The organism is Candidatus Amarolinea dominans, assembly GCA_016719785.1.
Taxonomy (GTDB): Bacteria; Chloroflexota; Anaerolineae; order SSC4; family Amarolineaceae; genus Amarolinea; species Amarolinea dominans.
This window is the reverse complement of record JADJYJ010000022.1, coordinates 1-14,470: the sequence shown is the minus strand read 5'-3', so window position 1 is coordinate 14,470 and position 14,470 is coordinate 1. Positions and strand designations below refer to the sequence as shown.

General features: G+C 65.0%; 21 protein-coding genes and 2 pseudogenes. 5 read left to right on the top strand and 18 right to left on the bottom strand.

What is annotated here, in order from left to right; genetic code table 11:
* Positions 1-342 precede the first annotated feature (342 nt).
* From IPM84_20095 to IPM84_20060, 8 genes are all read right to left on the bottom strand, one after another.
* Positions 343-1,059 carry a hypothetical protein gene (locus IPM84_20095; protein ID MBK9095018.1) on the bottom strand — a complete coding sequence of 239 codons (717 nt, stop codon included), beginning with the start codon at positions 1,057-1,059 and terminating at the stop codon, positions 343-345.
* A 457-nt stretch (positions 1,060-1,516) separates the two neighbouring features.
* Positions 1,517-2,077: a hypothetical protein gene (locus tag IPM84_20090; protein ID MBK9095017.1), complete on the bottom strand. Its 561-nt coding sequence runs from the start codon at positions 2,075-2,077 to the stop codon at positions 1,517-1,519.
* A gap of 472 nt (positions 2,078-2,549) precedes the next feature.
* A complete protein-coding gene (locus IPM84_20085; GenBank protein ID MBK9095016.1) occupies positions 2,550-3,197 on the bottom strand; it encodes a right-handed parallel beta-helix repeat-containing protein in 648 nt (215 codons plus the stop codon).
* 156 nt (positions 3,198-3,353) lie between these two features.
* Positions 3,354-3,506 (bottom strand): hypothetical protein, encoded by a 153-nt coding sequence (locus IPM84_20080; GenBank protein MBK9095015.1) that lies wholly within the window; start codon positions 3,504-3,506, stop codon positions 3,354-3,356.
* 19 nt (positions 3,507-3,525) lie between these two features.
* Entirely contained in the window at positions 3,526-4,122 is a 597-nt protein-coding gene (locus IPM84_20075; protein MBK9095014.1) for a hypothetical protein, read from the bottom strand.
* Positions 4,123-4,258: 136 nt separating this feature from the next.
* On the bottom strand, positions 4,259-4,753 hold the full coding sequence (locus tag IPM84_20070; protein ID MBK9095013.1) for a right-handed parallel beta-helix repeat-containing protein: 495 nt from the start codon (positions 4,751-4,753) through the stop codon (positions 4,259-4,261).
* The gene (locus tag IPM84_20065; GenBank protein MBK9095012.1) at positions 4,737-5,084 is read right to left on the bottom strand and encodes a right-handed parallel beta-helix repeat-containing protein; all 348 of its coding nucleotides are present in this window, start codon (positions 5,082-5,084) and stop codon (positions 4,737-4,739) included. The genes IPM84_20070 and IPM84_20065 overlap by 17 nt, the downstream gene beginning before the upstream one ends.
* A gap of 84 nt (positions 5,085-5,168) precedes the next feature.
* The gene (locus IPM84_20060) at positions 5,169-5,765 is read right to left on the bottom strand and encodes a hypothetical protein (GenBank protein MBK9095011.1); all 597 of its coding nucleotides are present in this window, start codon (positions 5,763-5,765) and stop codon (positions 5,169-5,171) included.
* A gap of 360 nt (positions 5,766-6,125) precedes the next feature.
* On the opposite strand from IPM84_20060, the gene IPM84_20055 reads away from it, so the two are divergent.
* From IPM84_20055 to IPM84_20040, 4 genes and pseudogenes are all read left to right on the top strand, one after another.
* Positions 6,126-6,263 (top strand): acetyltransferase, encoded by a 138-nt coding sequence (locus IPM84_20055; GenBank protein ID MBK9095010.1) that lies wholly within the window; start codon positions 6,126-6,128, stop codon positions 6,261-6,263.
* Between the two features lie 361 nt (positions 6,264-6,624).
* A pseudogene (locus IPM84_20050) lies at positions 6,625-7,118 on the top strand (SRPBCC family protein).
* A gap of 228 nt (positions 7,119-7,346) precedes the next feature.
* Positions 7,347-7,733, top strand: a complete 387-nt coding sequence (locus IPM84_20045; GenBank protein ID MBK9095009.1) for a hypothetical protein — start codon at positions 7,347-7,349, stop codon at positions 7,731-7,733.
* A 95-nt stretch (positions 7,734-7,828) separates the two neighbouring features.
* Positions 7,829-8,110, top strand: coding sequence for a hypothetical protein (locus IPM84_20040; protein MBK9095008.1), 282 nt, complete (start codon positions 7,829-7,831; stop codon positions 8,108-8,110).
* Positions 8,111-8,470: 360 nt separating this feature from the next.
* Here IPM84_20040 and IPM84_20035 read toward each other — a convergent pair whose 3' ends face one another.
* Genes IPM84_20035 through IPM84_20020 form a run of 4 tightly spaced genes read right to left on the bottom strand, consistent with a single transcriptional unit; the run spans position 8,471 to position 9,991 of the window.
* Positions 8,471-8,920, bottom strand: a complete 450-nt coding sequence (locus tag IPM84_20035; protein ID MBK9095007.1) for a two pore domain potassium channel family protein — start codon at positions 8,918-8,920, stop codon at positions 8,471-8,473.
* The gene (locus tag IPM84_20030; GenBank protein ID MBK9095006.1) at positions 8,911-9,435 is read right to left on the bottom strand and encodes a hypothetical protein; all 525 of its coding nucleotides are present in this window, start codon (positions 9,433-9,435) and stop codon (positions 8,911-8,913) included. Before IPM84_20030 ends, IPM84_20035 begins: the two co-directional genes overlap by 10 nt.
* A gap of 26 nt (positions 9,436-9,461) precedes the next feature.
* Positions 9,462-9,785: a hypothetical protein gene (locus IPM84_20025; protein MBK9095005.1), complete on the bottom strand. Its 324-nt coding sequence runs from the start codon at positions 9,783-9,785 to the stop codon at positions 9,462-9,464.
* Positions 9,782-9,991, bottom strand: coding sequence for a hypothetical protein (locus IPM84_20020; GenBank protein ID MBK9095004.1), 210 nt, complete (start codon positions 9,989-9,991; stop codon positions 9,782-9,784). Before IPM84_20020 ends, IPM84_20025 begins: the two co-directional genes overlap by 4 nt.
* A 167-nt stretch (positions 9,992-10,158) precedes the next feature.
* Here IPM84_20020 and IPM84_20015 point away from each other — a divergent pair, with 167 nt between their 5' ends.
* Positions 10,159-10,593: a hypothetical protein gene (locus IPM84_20015; protein MBK9095003.1), complete on the top strand. Its 435-nt coding sequence runs from the start codon at positions 10,159-10,161 to the stop codon at positions 10,591-10,593.
* Positions 10,594-10,643: 50 nt separating this feature from the next.
* Here the strand turns inward: IPM84_20015 and IPM84_20010 are convergent, their stop codons facing one another.
* The 6 genes and pseudogenes from IPM84_20010 to IPM84_19985 all read right to left on the bottom strand — a co-directional run bounded on the left by IPM84_20010 (position 10,644) and on the right by IPM84_19985 (position 14,105).
* Positions 10,644-10,898: a hypothetical protein gene (locus IPM84_20010; protein MBK9095002.1), complete on the bottom strand. Its 255-nt coding sequence runs from the start codon at positions 10,896-10,898 to the stop codon at positions 10,644-10,646.
* Positions 10,843-11,070: a hypothetical protein gene (locus tag IPM84_20005; protein MBK9095001.1), complete on the bottom strand. Its 228-nt coding sequence runs from the start codon at positions 11,068-11,070 to the stop codon at positions 10,843-10,845. The genes IPM84_20010 and IPM84_20005 overlap by 56 nt, the downstream gene beginning before the upstream one ends.
* Entirely contained in the window at positions 11,049-11,414 is a 366-nt protein-coding gene (locus IPM84_20000) for a hypothetical protein (protein ID MBK9095000.1), read from the bottom strand. The genes IPM84_20005 and IPM84_20000 overlap by 22 nt, the downstream gene beginning before the upstream one ends.
* 305 nt (positions 11,415-11,719) lie before the next feature.
* A complete protein-coding gene (locus tag IPM84_19995; GenBank protein MBK9094999.1) occupies positions 11,720-11,875 on the bottom strand; it encodes a hypothetical protein in 156 nt (51 codons plus the stop codon).
* 1,961 nt (positions 11,876-13,836) lie between these two features.
* Positions 13,837-13,983, bottom strand: a complete 147-nt coding sequence (locus IPM84_19990) for a hypothetical protein (protein ID MBK9094998.1) — start codon at positions 13,981-13,983, stop codon at positions 13,837-13,839.
* Between the two features lie 35 nt (positions 13,984-14,018).
* Positions 14,019-14,105: pseudogene (locus IPM84_19985) on the bottom strand (hypothetical protein).
* Positions 14,106-14,470 lie beyond the last annotated feature (365 nt).

Sequence of the window (14,470 nt, the reverse complement as noted above, 5' to 3'; positions counted from 1 at the left end):
ATGTCCAGGTCCGTCACCGGCGGCGGTACGGTCACGGTGCGGCTCTGCGCGCCGGCGAAGCAGGGCTTGGCGGCCAGCACGTAGAAGCTGCCCGCTGACGTCTGCCAGCCGTAGCGACCATCGCTGTTCGTGGCCTGCGGGTTGAGCTTGCCCGGAAAGGGCCGGGTTCCAGATCGCGTCGCCCGTGACCGGGTCGCGCTGGTAGAGCGTCACCACCGCGCCTGGCAAGGGGGGCGCTCGTGCTGGCATCGAAGACCTTGCCGGCCGGATCAATGCAGGCCAGCCGGCCGCTCAGCACAGTCTCGGTCATGGTGACGCCATCGGACCAGACGACCCGCTTGGTCACGACGACGCCCAGGGCCGTGTTGGGGATGCTCGCCGCGCCGGTAGAGTCCGCCGCCGGAAAAATTGGACACACGGGTCATGACGCCCAGCAGGTTGCCCTGGCTGTCCACCAGGGTGACGCTGCTCGGCGGGTCGCCGTAGATCGGCTCCTCGACTGTGATGCTTGCGTGTGGTACATGAGACCACGAAGGGATAGTTGGCTGAAGTCACCCTGCGCCAGGTGTAGGGGCCGTAGGTGACGGTGGCTGCGCCCAGCCTGCGGCTGACATCCGACCGCACGGTGAATCCCTGGGCGAGTACGCCTGCCCGGCCGTTGGGATTGGTCACGGTTACATCGTACGCGCCTGGCGCCAGGCCCGCGACCAGCGTTCCGCGCACGCGCGCGCGGAAGGGCGGCGCTGTCTCGTCGGGCAAGTGCTGAAGGCCCTGCACGATGCTCGACCCCACCGCCGCCTGCAAGCCGGGCTGGAAGAAGTAGCCCAGGATGGTGACTTCGACGTTGATGCCCGCGCTGGCTGACGCCGGTTCGATGGCATCTACGATCGGGGTCGCGCCGTCGAAACAGCGCGAGAACTCCGAGGTGTTGCCGTTGGGGTCCGTGGCGGTGGCCGTCATCTGGTCACCGGCCGGCACCGCATTGACGAAGGTGGCCGAGAACGCGGCATTGCCCGGAGGCGTTGGTGGTGGCCGTAGTTGCGCCCAGGAACGTCCCACCCTCGCCGTAACCCGAAGGATCGCAGGTGGGGCTGGCGAAGAATTCCAGCCGACACTCTGCGAGGGCTGGCTGTTGATGGAGCCGGTCAGGGTCTTGCGGTTGGCGGAGAGGGTCAGCAGCAGCGGGAAGTTTTGCAGGCGGTTAGGGCCATCGTCCGCGTCGCCACTGTCGTTGGCCGTCGCGCCGGTTGGCGCCAGGTCGAGGCCCAGGCTGCCGTTGGCGAAGATGCTGTTGACCGCGAAGGTGTTGGTCCGGCCAGAATCGGCGAAGACGCCCGCCCCGGCGTTATGGGCGATGACATTGCCTTCGCCCGCCCTGCGCCGCCGATGTCGTTCTCACTCGCTTCCAGGGTGAAGAAAAAACGCCATGACCATCATTCCCCAGCGCGCTCGTTCCGTCCGCTGCGGCGCCGATGAAATTGCCTTTGCACGGTATTTGTGGTTGCGCCCGGCCGCGTCAGTTGGATGCCGTCCTCGCCGTTGCCGGAGATGACGTTGCCCGGCTGAGGGCCTGCGCGCTGCGTGGCCCGCCGATGGTGTTGCCACTGGCGCTGTCAACGGCCACGCCCGCACGGGTGTTGCCCAAACTGGCCGCGCCCACCGCGTCCGGGCCGATCAGGTTGCCCAGCACTTTGTTGCCGCTGGCGGCCGTGCCATAGATGCCCACGCCGTTGCCGCTGTTGCCAGAGATGACATTGCCGGGCAGCGCGCCCGCCGGCGCCGCTGCTCCGCCGATGATGTTACCCGGCGCACCCTGCACGACGACGCCATCACTCCCGTTGCTCAGAGCGACCGTGCCCGCCGCGTTCACGCCGATGAAATTGCCCAGCACCTTGTTGCCGCTGGCGCCCGCGCCTTCGATCTTCACGCCCGCCTGGCCGTTGGCTGCAATCACATTGCGCGGCGAGGCGATGCCGACCAACGTTTCGCCGCCGATGGTGTTGCCCGGCGCGCCTTGAAGATAGACGCCGTTCAGGCCGTTGCCCAGGGCCCGTGTGCCCGTCGCGTCCCGTGCCAACCAGGTTGCCCCGCACGACATTGCCCATGGCATTGGGGCCGGAGATAGCGATGCCATGTCCTTGCGCGCCGATCAGCCCGTTGCCGGAGATGGTGTTGCCCGGCGCCGTCCCTATCACGGTCGTCTCGCCGCCAATCGAATTGCGCGGCGCGTCGAAGATCTTCACGCCATTGGCCCCATTGCCCAGCACCCGCGCCCCGGTTCGATTCGGCCCGATGATGTTGCCCTGCACCCGGTTTTCCGCGGCGCCGCTCTGGATGGCGACGCCGTCGAGCATGTTGCCCGAAATGATGTTCTCGACGTCGAACCCCGTTCCGCCGATCTGATTGGTGTTCGTCCCGCGTCCGTCAGCAGCACGCCGCTGAGCAGATTGGGCAGGGCGTTCTCACCGGCCAGGTCCGTGCCGATCAGGTTGCCCTGCACCGTGTTGTTGGCGGCAGCCAACGAGATGAGCACACCCACCCCGCGGCCTTCAGCGCCGTCGCCGTTGCCGGAGATCAGATTGCCCGCGAGCGCGGCCGGCGGGTTGTTCGACCCGCCGACGGTGTTGCCGGGCGCACCGGTGATCTCGACGCCGTGAAAGCCGTTGGGCAGCCGTCTGGCGCCGGTCGCGTCCGCGCCGATGATGTTCCCCAACAGCCTGTTGCGCGTGGCGCCGCCCGCCAGAATCACGCCGTCCTGCACGTTGCCGGAGATCAGATTGCCGGGCGCCGCGGGTTGCCGTAGCCCCGCCAACCGTGTTGTCGTTGGCCGCGTTGATCTGCACCCCGCTGAGTCCGTTGCCCCTGGCCGTCGCGCCGGCCGCATCCGTACCGATACGATTGCCGGCCACGGTATTTTGGGTGGCGCTGTTCTGCAGGCTGATGCCGTATTGGCCGTTCCCGGAAAGCACATTGCCTTCGCCGACGCCTGGCCCGCCGATGGTGTTCGTATTTGCCGCGTCCACGACCACGCCGCTCTGGCCGTTGCCCAATGCCGTCGTCCCGCTCGCGTCCATGCCAATCCTGTTGCCCTGCACCTTGTTGCGCGCCGCAGCCTCCGCCAGACGCACGCCGTCCTGACTGTTGGCCGCGATGATGTTGCCCCTGGAACGCGGCCGACCCGCCGATGAGATTGAGATCGCTGCCCGCTGTAAACTGCCACGCCGTGGCGTCCGTTGCCCAGCCGGGCGTTGGCGGTATTGACGCCGATGGCGTTGCCGTAAATGATGTTCTCTGCCGCGCCGTTCTGGATCGTCACGCCATCCAGCCCGTTGCCGACGATGATGTTGCCCCCATCAACCGCAACCCGCCCCACCTGGTTGGTGCGCGTGCGCGCCGTCCAAAATCACGCCGCTGAGCCGGTTGGGCCGCGCCAGCGTGGCGGTGGCGTCCGCGCCGATGACGTTGCCTTCGATTTTGTTCAGCGTCGAGCCGGCGCTGACGAACACGCCCACGCCGTTGCCCTGGCTACATCGCCGTTGCCCGCGATGACGTTGCCGGGCGCGCTGCCGGCGGGGTTGGCCCGCCGATGAAGTTGCTGGACGCGTTCTCGAGCGAGACGCCGTGCTGGCCGTTGCGCACCACCGTCGTGCCATCCGCGGCCAGGCCGATGAAGTTGCCGTAGATGCGGTTGCTGACCGCGCGATCGCTCAGCAGCACACCGCTGCGACCGTTGCCCGCAATCACGTTGCGCGACTCGCGATCCTCGCCGCCGACCAGGTTGGAGGCTGTGTCGGAACCAACCAGCGCGACGCCCGCGCTGCGGTTGCCCAGGTTGGCGCTCCCCGCGCTGTTCGTGCCAATCAGGTTGCCCTTGATTTCGACGCCGGTCGTGGTCCCGTGTAGAACAATGCCGACCCCACTGCCGGCCGCGGCGCTGCCGTTGGCCGCAATCACGTTGCCGGGCGGCGCGCCCGGCGTGGCGCTGCGCCCGCCGATGAAGTTGACCCCGGCGTCCGCCACCTCGATGCCGTGCAAATAGTTGCCCAGCGCCCCCCCGGCGCCGGTCAGGCCGATGAAGTTGCCCCGGACACGATTATCTCTGGCGCCGTTGCCGATCCACACGCCATCCAACTTGTTGCCGGAGATGACGTTGCCTTCGGCCGCGGTCGTCCCGCCGATCGTGTTTTCCTGGCGCCGTTGATCTCGACCCCATGGCCGGCGTTGCCCGGATCAGGGTGGGCGAACGGCACGGCGCCGATCAGGTTGCCGAGCACGTGATTGCCCGCCGATGTGCCCGAAAATGCACGCCGCTGCCGGCGTTGCCCGTGATCACGTTCTCCGCGCCGTCGGCCGTGCCGCCAACCTGGTTGTCGAAGCTATTCGCGATGGCGATGCCGGCGCTGCCGTTGCCCAGAAGCCCTGCGCCCCATTGCAGCCCAACTCTATTGCCCTGGATGCGGTTCCCGTTGGCGCCGGCATACAGATAGATGCCAACGTTCCCGTTGCCGGAGACCACGTTGCCTTCCTCCTCCGTATCGCCGCCGATGTCGTTGCCGTTGGCGCCCTGGAACACGATGCCGTAGCTCGTGTTCGGCAGGGCGGCGAGGCCCGAGCTCGTCAAGCCGATCCCGTTGTTCTGAATAGAGACGCCCGCGGTCCCGTTGTAGAGCAAAACGCCATTGGTGTTGCCGGAGATCAGGTTTCCCTGTCCCTCCGCGGCCCCCCCTACGTAGTTCTCATTCGCGGCTTGAATGCTGACCCCCGCGCCAGGGCTGTTGCCTCAGCGCCTGGTCGCCCGTCTTGTTCGTCCCCACGTAGTTGCCATAGATCCGGTTGCCGGTCGTCGCGCCGTTGATGAACACGCCGGTATGGTTGGCGCTGATGACATTCCCCTCCACGCGGTTGTTGGGGGAGCCGCGAATCTCGATGCCCGAAAGCGCGTTGCCCTTCGCTTGCGTGCCGCTCAGACCAACGCCGATATAGTTGCCGGTAATGATGCCGCCGCCGCCGTCCAGAATGAAGATTCCAACCTGGAAGCGGTTGATCGCCAGCCCCTTCACCGTGGTGGAACCTGCCCGGATCAAGCCCATTGGCCTGGTAGGACGGGGTGCCGTCCAGCTCGATGACCGGGGCGCCGTTCCAGCCGGGCTATGTGGTCGCGTCAATGGTCACCGGATCGGTGATGACCGGCAGCCCCGGCCCCTGCACGAAAATCGTGTGCGCCCAGGCGGATCAATGGCAAAGGTGATGTCGTCGTGGCCGGGGTTGGCGTTGGCAAGATAAATGGCGGCGTAGAGCGAGTCTGGCCCGTCGGGGTTGGCGTTGCGCACGATGTAGCCCTGGGGCGCGGCAGATTGGGCGGCCGCTGGCTGCGTGGGCAGTGGTCGCGCGGTCGCGGGAATGCCGCCAACGACCGCTGCGGCCCGAACGCCATCGGCCCAGGTTGAGGCGTAGGCGAGGGGCGCCGACGAGGAGACGACAACCGCGCCGGGCGCGGTCTTTTCGACGCCGGCGCTGAAGCGCCGCGGACGACGAAGGTCGCCTGCAGGCCAGCGGGAGCCGGGATGGGTGCGGTTCGACGCGGCCCTTCCGCCGCAGACTGCGAACCTGCGCTGAATGTCAACATGAGGGAGATCGCCAGAGTAAAGGCAATGTGCCCGGCGCGGGCAGCCAGGCGCAGCAAGGTGTATCGCAGCGGCATGTATCTTATCATCGTGTTCATGATCACCATCTTTCCCAGGGCTTATGCTACACTCACTGCACAATCCGCCGTCGGTAGTTGCTGCGTATTTTGGAGTTGTTTGACAGAGCGATGAAGAAATCTGACTGCCTCATGGCGGCAGGCGGAAAGGAGCATTCTGTGTGAGAGATAATTTACGGACTTGTATAGCACTAATACCGAATTAAGTCAAGTCGGGTTGGAGATGGGCAGTAACGCCAAATATCGGTTTTGGGCAGAATCGGCGCAGTTCGAGTGACTCCCGCGATCCGGACCGGTGCAAGAAGGAGGAAAAAAATGAACCACTCGCGCTCGAAGGCGATACACCATGGATAACGAGAGACGAGCGACGATCAGAGAGCGATTAGCCCTGGTCAGCGACCAGTTGACAACGGGTGACAGCGCGCTGGCTGTGGTCTTGAGCGAGGTGCGCTTGCAGGCGGGGTTGGCGGCCTACGAACGCGCTCGAGCCGATGGCCTGTGCCATGAAGGCGCCTGGGAATGCGCAGTGGAAGCCATGCGGGCTCCTACTGCTGAGACCTGAGTATGCGTGCCGCCCCAGATTACCCGGGCGCAGGTTTGCAGGCTTTTTTGATCTTGCTTTACGCCCTTCGCGTCCTTGCGGCTTTGCATTGAATAATGATCTTTACCCCAGGGCGGCGCAGGAAAGCGCGCGCTTTCCGAAAAAATGAACAAGAAGTGAGCACTGTTCGATCTGTTCACAGAGTATCGTTTGCATGTATCCTGGGGTCACTGATGATCGGTACGAGGCCGATGTCAATCACTTGCAGGAGATGCAATCATGACGAACCCAGGCGCCGAGAGACCGCTTTCTAATTCTAATCCCATTTCACATGCAAACACCCATGCCATCGTTCTCGGCGCCAGCCAGCCTGGCCTGTTGACTGCCCGCACACTATTCTTTTACCACCATCTGGCAACTCGCCGCGCCGGTTGCCCCCATCTGGACGGCGATTACCGAGGTTGAGCGATGGCCGCAGTGGTGGCGGGGGGTCGAGGCGGTCGTCCGCCTGCGCCGCGGGGACAGCCGCGGGATCGGCGCCGCCCACCACTACACCTGGAAGAGCAAGCTGCCTTATCGTCTCACCTTCGTGATGGAGACAACCTGCATCGAACCGTTCCGGCGCATCGAGGGCCGCGCCACAGGCGAGTTGGAAGGGACCGGCTATGGACCTTCAGCGAAGCCAATGGCATCACGACTGCGCGCTACGATTGGAACGTGACGACCACCAAGCGCTGGATGAATCTCCTGGCGCCGCTCGCGCGACCGTTCTTCGCCTGGAACCACGACATCGTCATGGCGTGGGGCCGCGAAGGGCTGTCCGCCTTACTGACTGCGCCCCCTGCAAGCCTGGCCTCGACGGCCAGCCAGGCCTGAGGTGCGCAGTCAGGGCGGCGCCTCCCGCGCAAGACCTGTCGAATGGCCGCAAGCGCCATCTTCAATATCCTGGTAACGAGGTATCATCTATGAACGCATCGTCCGCTTTCGACCGCGCCGCCGGCCTGGCGGCCATCGCGGCCGCGCTGATCGGGCTGCTGTACTCTGTGTCGTTCGTCGTCCTCCAGAACGCTGCTCTACTCGCTGTGCCTGCTCATTGGCGGCCTGTTGTCGCTCGTGGCCCTGGTGGCCTTGTTCGAGCGGCTGGGCGAGGCCGATGCGCAGGTTGCCATGCTCGGCCTGATGCTGGGCGCCATCTCGGCCGTGGGGGCTACCATTCACGGCGGCTACGACCTGGCGAATGTCCTCAATCCACCGGGAGAGCCGGCCGCTGTGGCCGCCCTGCTCAGCCAGATTGACCCGCGCGGCCTGCTCACCTTCGGCGTGGCCGGCCTGGCCGTGCTGATCGCCGGCAGCCTCATGCGCCGTCATCTGAGCTTCTCCCTGGCTTTGGCGTTGACATTCCTGCTCGGCGCTGCTGATCGTGGTCTACCTGGGCCGGTTGATCGTGCTGACGCCCACCAGCCCGCTGGTGCTGCTTTGCCAGCGCGCTGACCGGCTTCGTCGTCAACCCGCTGTGGTACCTGCTCCTGGGCCTGGGCCTACGAGCATCTCGCCTCGAAAAACCAAATTGATAGGAGCAAGAAACCATGTACGGCACGATTGCACGGATCAAAATTGACCCGACCAGGATCGAGGAATTGAAGGCGTTGGGTGACAGCATGGGCGTGGCGCCCGGTCAGGTCACGCGCTACGTTTACCAGATGGACGCCGACCCCGGCGAGCTGTTCCTGGTGGCGGTGTTCGAGAGCAAGGAGGCCTATTGGGCCAACGCGCAAAGCCCGGAGCAGAGCGAGCGCTTCATGCAGTTGCGCGCCTTGCTGCTGGCTGACCCCGAATGGCACGACGGCGCGATCGTCAGCGTGGCTTGACGAATTGATTGGGGAGGGCATGGCCCATCAGACGATAGAAACCGTTATCGTGGGCGGTGGACAGGCCGGGCTGGCAACCAGCTACTGGCTCTGCTGTTGGGTGTCGGGGACGATGCGGCGTTCATCGCCGAACACATCGCCGCGCCAGGGACTGACAGAACGCACCTGCTCAGCCGGCGGCCGCCGCAGGCGAGCGCACGATGAGCATCAGCCATTGATTGACCGAAAGAGTGCTGAACTATGCTGCAAGCGGGCACGAATTGCGCCTGTTTCCGCCGGCAGAAGAGTGAAGTCTATTCCCACTTGCAGTATACCTCGCCTGTCCGCGCACAGCGCCAACCGTGCGCTGACCGAAGCGCCTCAAGCGCGTCGCGGCTGGTCGAGCAGGCGGTTGGTCAGCGCGGGGCCGATGATCATGACCAGCGCAGCAATGGCCCGGCCGGTCTGAGTCACCGCGAAGATGTCGGCGTAGCCCACCGAGGCGCAGGTGGCGATGTAGTAGAAGGCATCGGTGTAGGTGGAGATTCTGGGGTTGGCGTTCTGTTCGGCGCGGTAAAAGGCCCACGCGGCCGCGCCGAGGAATTGCACGGCTGCCTCGAGCGGATTTCTTCCGACCCAGTCCAAGACGCGCGTCTCGACCTGCGCCTTGCGCGCCAGCAGAGCCTGTAAGCCAGCGCCGAGATCAGCGCCCGACACGCCCAGCCAGGTCTGCAGCAGGTCTGGCGCCGGCGATGGCGTGCTGGCGGGCGCGGCCGGCAGCCGGCGCAGTAAATCGGTCAGAGCTTGTTCTTGTTCGGGGGTCAGCGCCATGATGATTCCTCGGTCCTCGGTCGCGCCTGCGCCACTTCGCGACGGGCTGCCATGCGGTCCTCGGCCTGGGCGATCTGCTCCTGGCGCCGGCGCAGCTCGACCTGATCTCGCGGCCTGACGATCCTGCTGGCGCTGCGCCCGCGCCAGCGTTTCCACGCGCTGGCCGAGCGTTCCCACGCTTCCAGCTGCTGTGCGGCCAGATGTCGGCGCGCCTGGCTCTCCTCGCCTTCCAGCAGCGCAGCATCTACGGCCGCATCCAGGCGGTTGACCTCGGCCAGGGCCGCTTGCCAGGCTAACTCCACGCGCTTGCGCCGGGCCACGGCCGCGCGGCGCTGCGTCTGCAGGTCATCCAGCCGGGTTTGCGCCTCAGCGAGCAGGGCGTTCAGGCGATCGTCAGCCGCTCGCTCGCGCGACGTTGATCCCCGCGGCCTGTCCGCCCCGGCCTCATCGCCCTCGCCGAACAGGTCCCGCAGGATCGTTTGCCACCACGCGGCCAGCCATGCCCTCAACTTCATCGCTCACAACCTCCTGCGGCGACCGGTCAGCGGACCGCCATGCGCAGATAGAGATCCTCGAACGGCAGATCGTTGAGCACCGGCAGTTGCGCCAACGCCCGCTGCGCCTTCTCAACCAGCGTGCGTTCGTCGCCAGACACCTTTTGGCCCACCAGGGCTAGAATCTCACCCAGGCTCTTGCCCTTGACCTTGTTCAGGTCCACGCTCTTCTCGGCCACGCGCATCACCTCAGGTACCAGGGCCGCCAATTCCTCGATGCTGACGCCCGACGCTGCGGTCTTGCCGCCATCCGTAGCCGCCATGCGCACCAGGCTATCGCCGGCTGGGTCGCCAGTCGCCCGGTTGATCAACTGCTGGCCGATCTCCCGCACCGGTCAGCGCGGCCCTGATCACCTCCACCGATACCGTCGGCCAGCGTCACCAGGCGCAGCAGGGAAGCGGCCGCATTCGGATCGCCGATCAGCTTGATATTCATGGACGCGAGGGCCGAGCCCAGCGCCGCCTGGGCCTTGGCGATCTCGATGCGTACCTGGGCATCCAGTTGCAGCTTCAGCATTTCCCGCGCTGCGCCACGCCGTCGAACGCGGCAGCGCCTCGGCCTTGGCTTGGCACTCGGCCTCGGCCAGCCGCTGCGCGCATCGCTCGGCCTCGCGCATGGCCGCATCGGCCTTACCTTCATGACATCGGCCCTCCGCCAGGCCGACCGCCGACGAGGTCGCCTTCGTGCCCTCCGCGCGCAACTTCGACGCCTCCGCCTCGGCCTGGGCTTGGGTGCGCAGCGTGTCGGCCTGTTTGAGCGCCGCTTCGGCCTCGGCCGCGGCGATCTCTTTCCGCTTTGGCCTGCGCTTCGGCCTCGCGCTGCTTGCGCAGCGCATCCAGCTCGATGCGATTCTTCTGTTCGATGACCGCCTTCTGCGCCTCGCGCTCGGCCTCGATCACGCGGATTCTGGCTTCGCTGCGCCGTCTGCGTGGCCTGCACCGTCACCACCGCCTGCGCGGCCTCTTCCCGCGCCCGGGACCAGCAGGCGATCCTTCTCTGCGCCCTCGCGTTTCTGCTGCTCGGTCAGCACGATGATCTGGCGCTGCTGCTCGGCCATTTCGATGGCCTGGCGTCGCGACCTCGGCCCCCATCACTTCCTGCTGTTTGCGCCCGCCTGAATGGCAAGCTGTTGGTCGCGCTCGATTTCCATCAGCGCCACGGCCCGTTCCTAGCCACGCGCCGCTTCCGATTTTTGTGTTCCTCGTACTCGCGCAGGCTCGGCCTGCGCCTTTTCCACCGCTCTGGCTTGTCCGCACCTCGCGTGACTGGGTGGCGGACGCCAGGCCAGTTCACGGTCCAGGTTGAGTCGCAGCGCGGTGTCGGTATCGCGTCGCTTGATCTCGATCTCCGCGGTGCGTTCGATGTCGTTACGCTCTAGCGCCTGCTGAATGACCTGGGCGTTGGCGCGCCACCTGGGCGCCAAAGACATCATCGGTGCCGAACGATCCCTGCCGCGCGGCGCGCAGGGTCAGCACCGATACCGATTCGAGCACCAGGCCGTTTTCCTCCAGGTCGGTCTTGAGCCGATTCTGCACCTCCTGGATGAACTTCTCGCGTTCCTGGTGCAGGCTCATCAGCGTGAAGGAGGCCGCCACGTCGCGCGCGCGCCATCCAGCTTGGCTTCGACCAGTTGCTTGACGGCGTTGACATCCACCTGCTTGCCGCATGGTGCGCGCGGCGTCAATGATACCTTCGACGGTGGGGTTGACTTTGACGTAAAAAGATGGCCTTGGATGTCCGCGTACTGCGGGTCTTTGGTGAGAAGGGCGTTGTTTTCGGTGCGTTCGATGTCAATCGCCATCGTGCCCAGGTCAACCCAGGATTTCATGGATGGCCCGAACACCCAGGCGCCGCCGTTCATCACCACCTTAGGCGGGTTATTGGCCTTGCGACAGGCCGCCCGTGCGCACGAACGAACGATTGGCCGGCGTTTTGACATAAGAGCGCATGACGGAGCGCACGAGGACCAAGAGCAGCAGGAGCACAACCGCAAGAATCACGGAACCATGACAACGGCTATCTGCATCGTCGGAATCTCCCTAGAACTGGGGCCGGTGGGGTGAGGTAGCAGTGGGCCTGGTTCGCGGAAGCGTAAAAGAAAAAGCGTTCAGCGCACCCGTTAAAAGTAGCGGGGGTTGCGCCAGCGTGACGATGGCGGCGTTGAACCGGGTCGTAGGTCAACAGGATCACTTTCGGAGCTGCTCTGATGGTCGCTTGCCCCGGCACGGAGTCGCAAAATGGTGATCAACGTGCCTGCGCCGCGCAGATGCACATGCCATACTGGTCGTCCACGAACGGGCCGATGACCGTGCCGTGGGTACCCACCAGAGTCTGCGCACTGGCCGTGGTGCTGATGGGCGGCAGCGCGGCCCACCCAGCGATGCTTATGCGTGTGGTCACCAGGTTGCCTATGACCAGCGGTCGGCAGCACCGCGAACAGCGCGGGCCGGTACACCCGATGGCGCTAGCCAGCAGGCCGTTCAACAGCCAACCAGCAGGGCCACCGATTTGAACAGACCGCAGACCACCAGCAGCGGCGCTCACCCGTTTGCGGAAAGCCAGCAGCGAAAAACTGCTGCCGGACGCGCCGGCGCTGCCTCATGCTCGGCTGCGCGGCTGCCATCCGCCGCGGATCGAGGTCTGCGCTATGATCGAGGTGGAGCGTCGATCCAGGCCGGGCATCATGATCGGAGAGATGAACGTCATATCCAGGCCGGCATCGTGATCGAGGTCCGCGCCCCGATCGACGTCCGCGCCGTGGTCTGCATCCCGTGCGTTGCGCCCGCTTCCAGCCCGGTCAACTGCAGGCCGGCGAGCAGAATCCCAGGCGGGCGAAATGCGCACCGAAAGGCAGGTTATACTCAGGCAAAGGCAAAAGCGAGAAGATCACGCAGTGCTGCACACCTCAGGTACAGCAGACCCTGTCCGCTGACTGACAGAGTTTCGACGCCGATTACAGACCGCATTTTACCACCAGGTCACCGCAGCCGTCAAGGCAAGTTGAGAACGAGTTGAAAGTTGAGCCATGTCAGCGGATGATGTCCCCGCGCCGTGGCATACGGGGGCAGACCGCCGGCGTTCCTGTTTGCACAGCATGCTGATGAGTTCGGTTGTAGACGCTCCGTTTTAGTTCAACTCATCCCTTTCAAAACATCCCCACAGGCTCCTCCGCCCTGCAGTGCTTGCAGGGTAAAGGGAGACGCCATAGGTGCATTTGTTGCAGCGTTCGCAAGTGCCATTCCCGCCAATCCCGGTCAACTAATCGGCCGCAGACCTCATTATGCCAGGTGCAGCCGGTCCTGGACGACACTCTGGCAGCAAAAAGAGCAAATTATACAATCTCTCGCTGCACCCCTGGCAGATAATGAGCAGCGACCTGAGCGGTACGTGCTCACCCGCACGGCAGTTCGTGTTCCTCTGCTGCGCCCTCCTCCGACAGCTCTTTGAACCTCGATCAGATGGCGCAAAACAGAAAGGGCGTCAACGTCCACGCCGTTCAACGGATTGTGGCCGGCGCTGGTGCGCGTCGTATAGCTCGTTGTTTGCCAAGCACGCGCCTGTTGCGGCAGCTGATTTGCAGTTACAGCGAAATTCCTTCTTCATTTCATTCCTCCTCAGCAGCTTTGCACTTTTAACATAGAGCCAGATTGGACGGCCAGTGTTCTCCCGGTTAGAGTTAGGTCTCATGGTATCTCAACAAGCGTGCCGGCGAACCACCCGCCAACGTGGCTGGTTCCTGACTGGTGGTTGTTGTTGGTGGAAACGGGTTGCTCTGCGCCGCCGCATGAACGGGAAGAACCAGGGCGATTCGCGGCAGCGGCGTGATGCGCACGACGATCAGGCCGCCGTGGTGTCAGCCGCCACATAGGCCAGATTCTATCTGCACGTTGCTTGCAGAACCGGGCGCGCAGCAAACAGGCCGGCAACCAACGGTTGGTGCCGGATCACCACGTCCACGATCTGCATAGGCCGTCGCTGCCGTGAGCCAAAGGCTCCAGGGACTGCGCCAGGACAGGCTGCAGGAATTGCCCGGCAGCGGCATTGCCTGCCAGGCGCGCGCGGCGCGGTGGGCTGATGACCGTGGGTCACGCCAGACCGACCGTCTGGGCGATGTACGCGACGCTATCGCACACGGTTGGCCTGCGGCGTCAGTCGCGCGGGTAGGTTGCCAGCAGCAGAGGCGCCGCCGGATTCGCCAGGCTGAAGAGCAGCCCGTTGGGGAGCGAAAATCGGCCACGCACAACGCATCAGATCGCCAACGATGTCCACGCTGCGCATCGCCAGACCGAGCATCGGTGACGAGGGTCGGCGTGGCCGGTTGGTTTGACGTTGATGACCGAGAGTGGTGCGGCCCGTCATTGCTATAGGCCAGGTAAAGCGTTGATCGCCACGTCGAAGGCATAGCCGATCGTGTCGTAACTGCCGAGCAGGGTTGGCTGGCCGGGGTCGGTGACATCGAGAATCTGCAGACCGCCGTCGCCGACCGCGACATGGTGCGGGCAAGAGATTCACATCCAGTGATGGCATTGAGCGGCGATTCGGGCGTGCGATAGAGGCCGAGCGGCGCCGGGTTGGCCGGATCGGTGATGTCCATGATCCACAGGCCGTCATCGGCATCGGCCAGGTAGGCGCGAAGTCCTTGTCAACACGCATGCGCTTGCGGACCGCGCCGCGAGATCGAAATATGCCTGCGCACCGGCGCGGCCGGCTGCGACACATCCATCGATCACCAGGTTTTTGATCCTTGCTCAAGACGAAGGCGTGACCGCTGCGTTTACTCCGCAGCGCCGCTGATGGCGGCAAGGCGTGTAGCTGCCTGCTACAGCCGCCGGCGCGGCGGCGTCCTGGATGTCAACCACTTGCAGCCCTCTTGATCCGCGGCCAGGTAGGCGAACGCGCCGTCCATTGGCAATTCCTTTGCTGGCGCCGGGAGTCAGCAGGTGGTCACGATCTGCGTCGGCGCGGCCGGGAAGTCGGTCACGCTGACGATCTCCA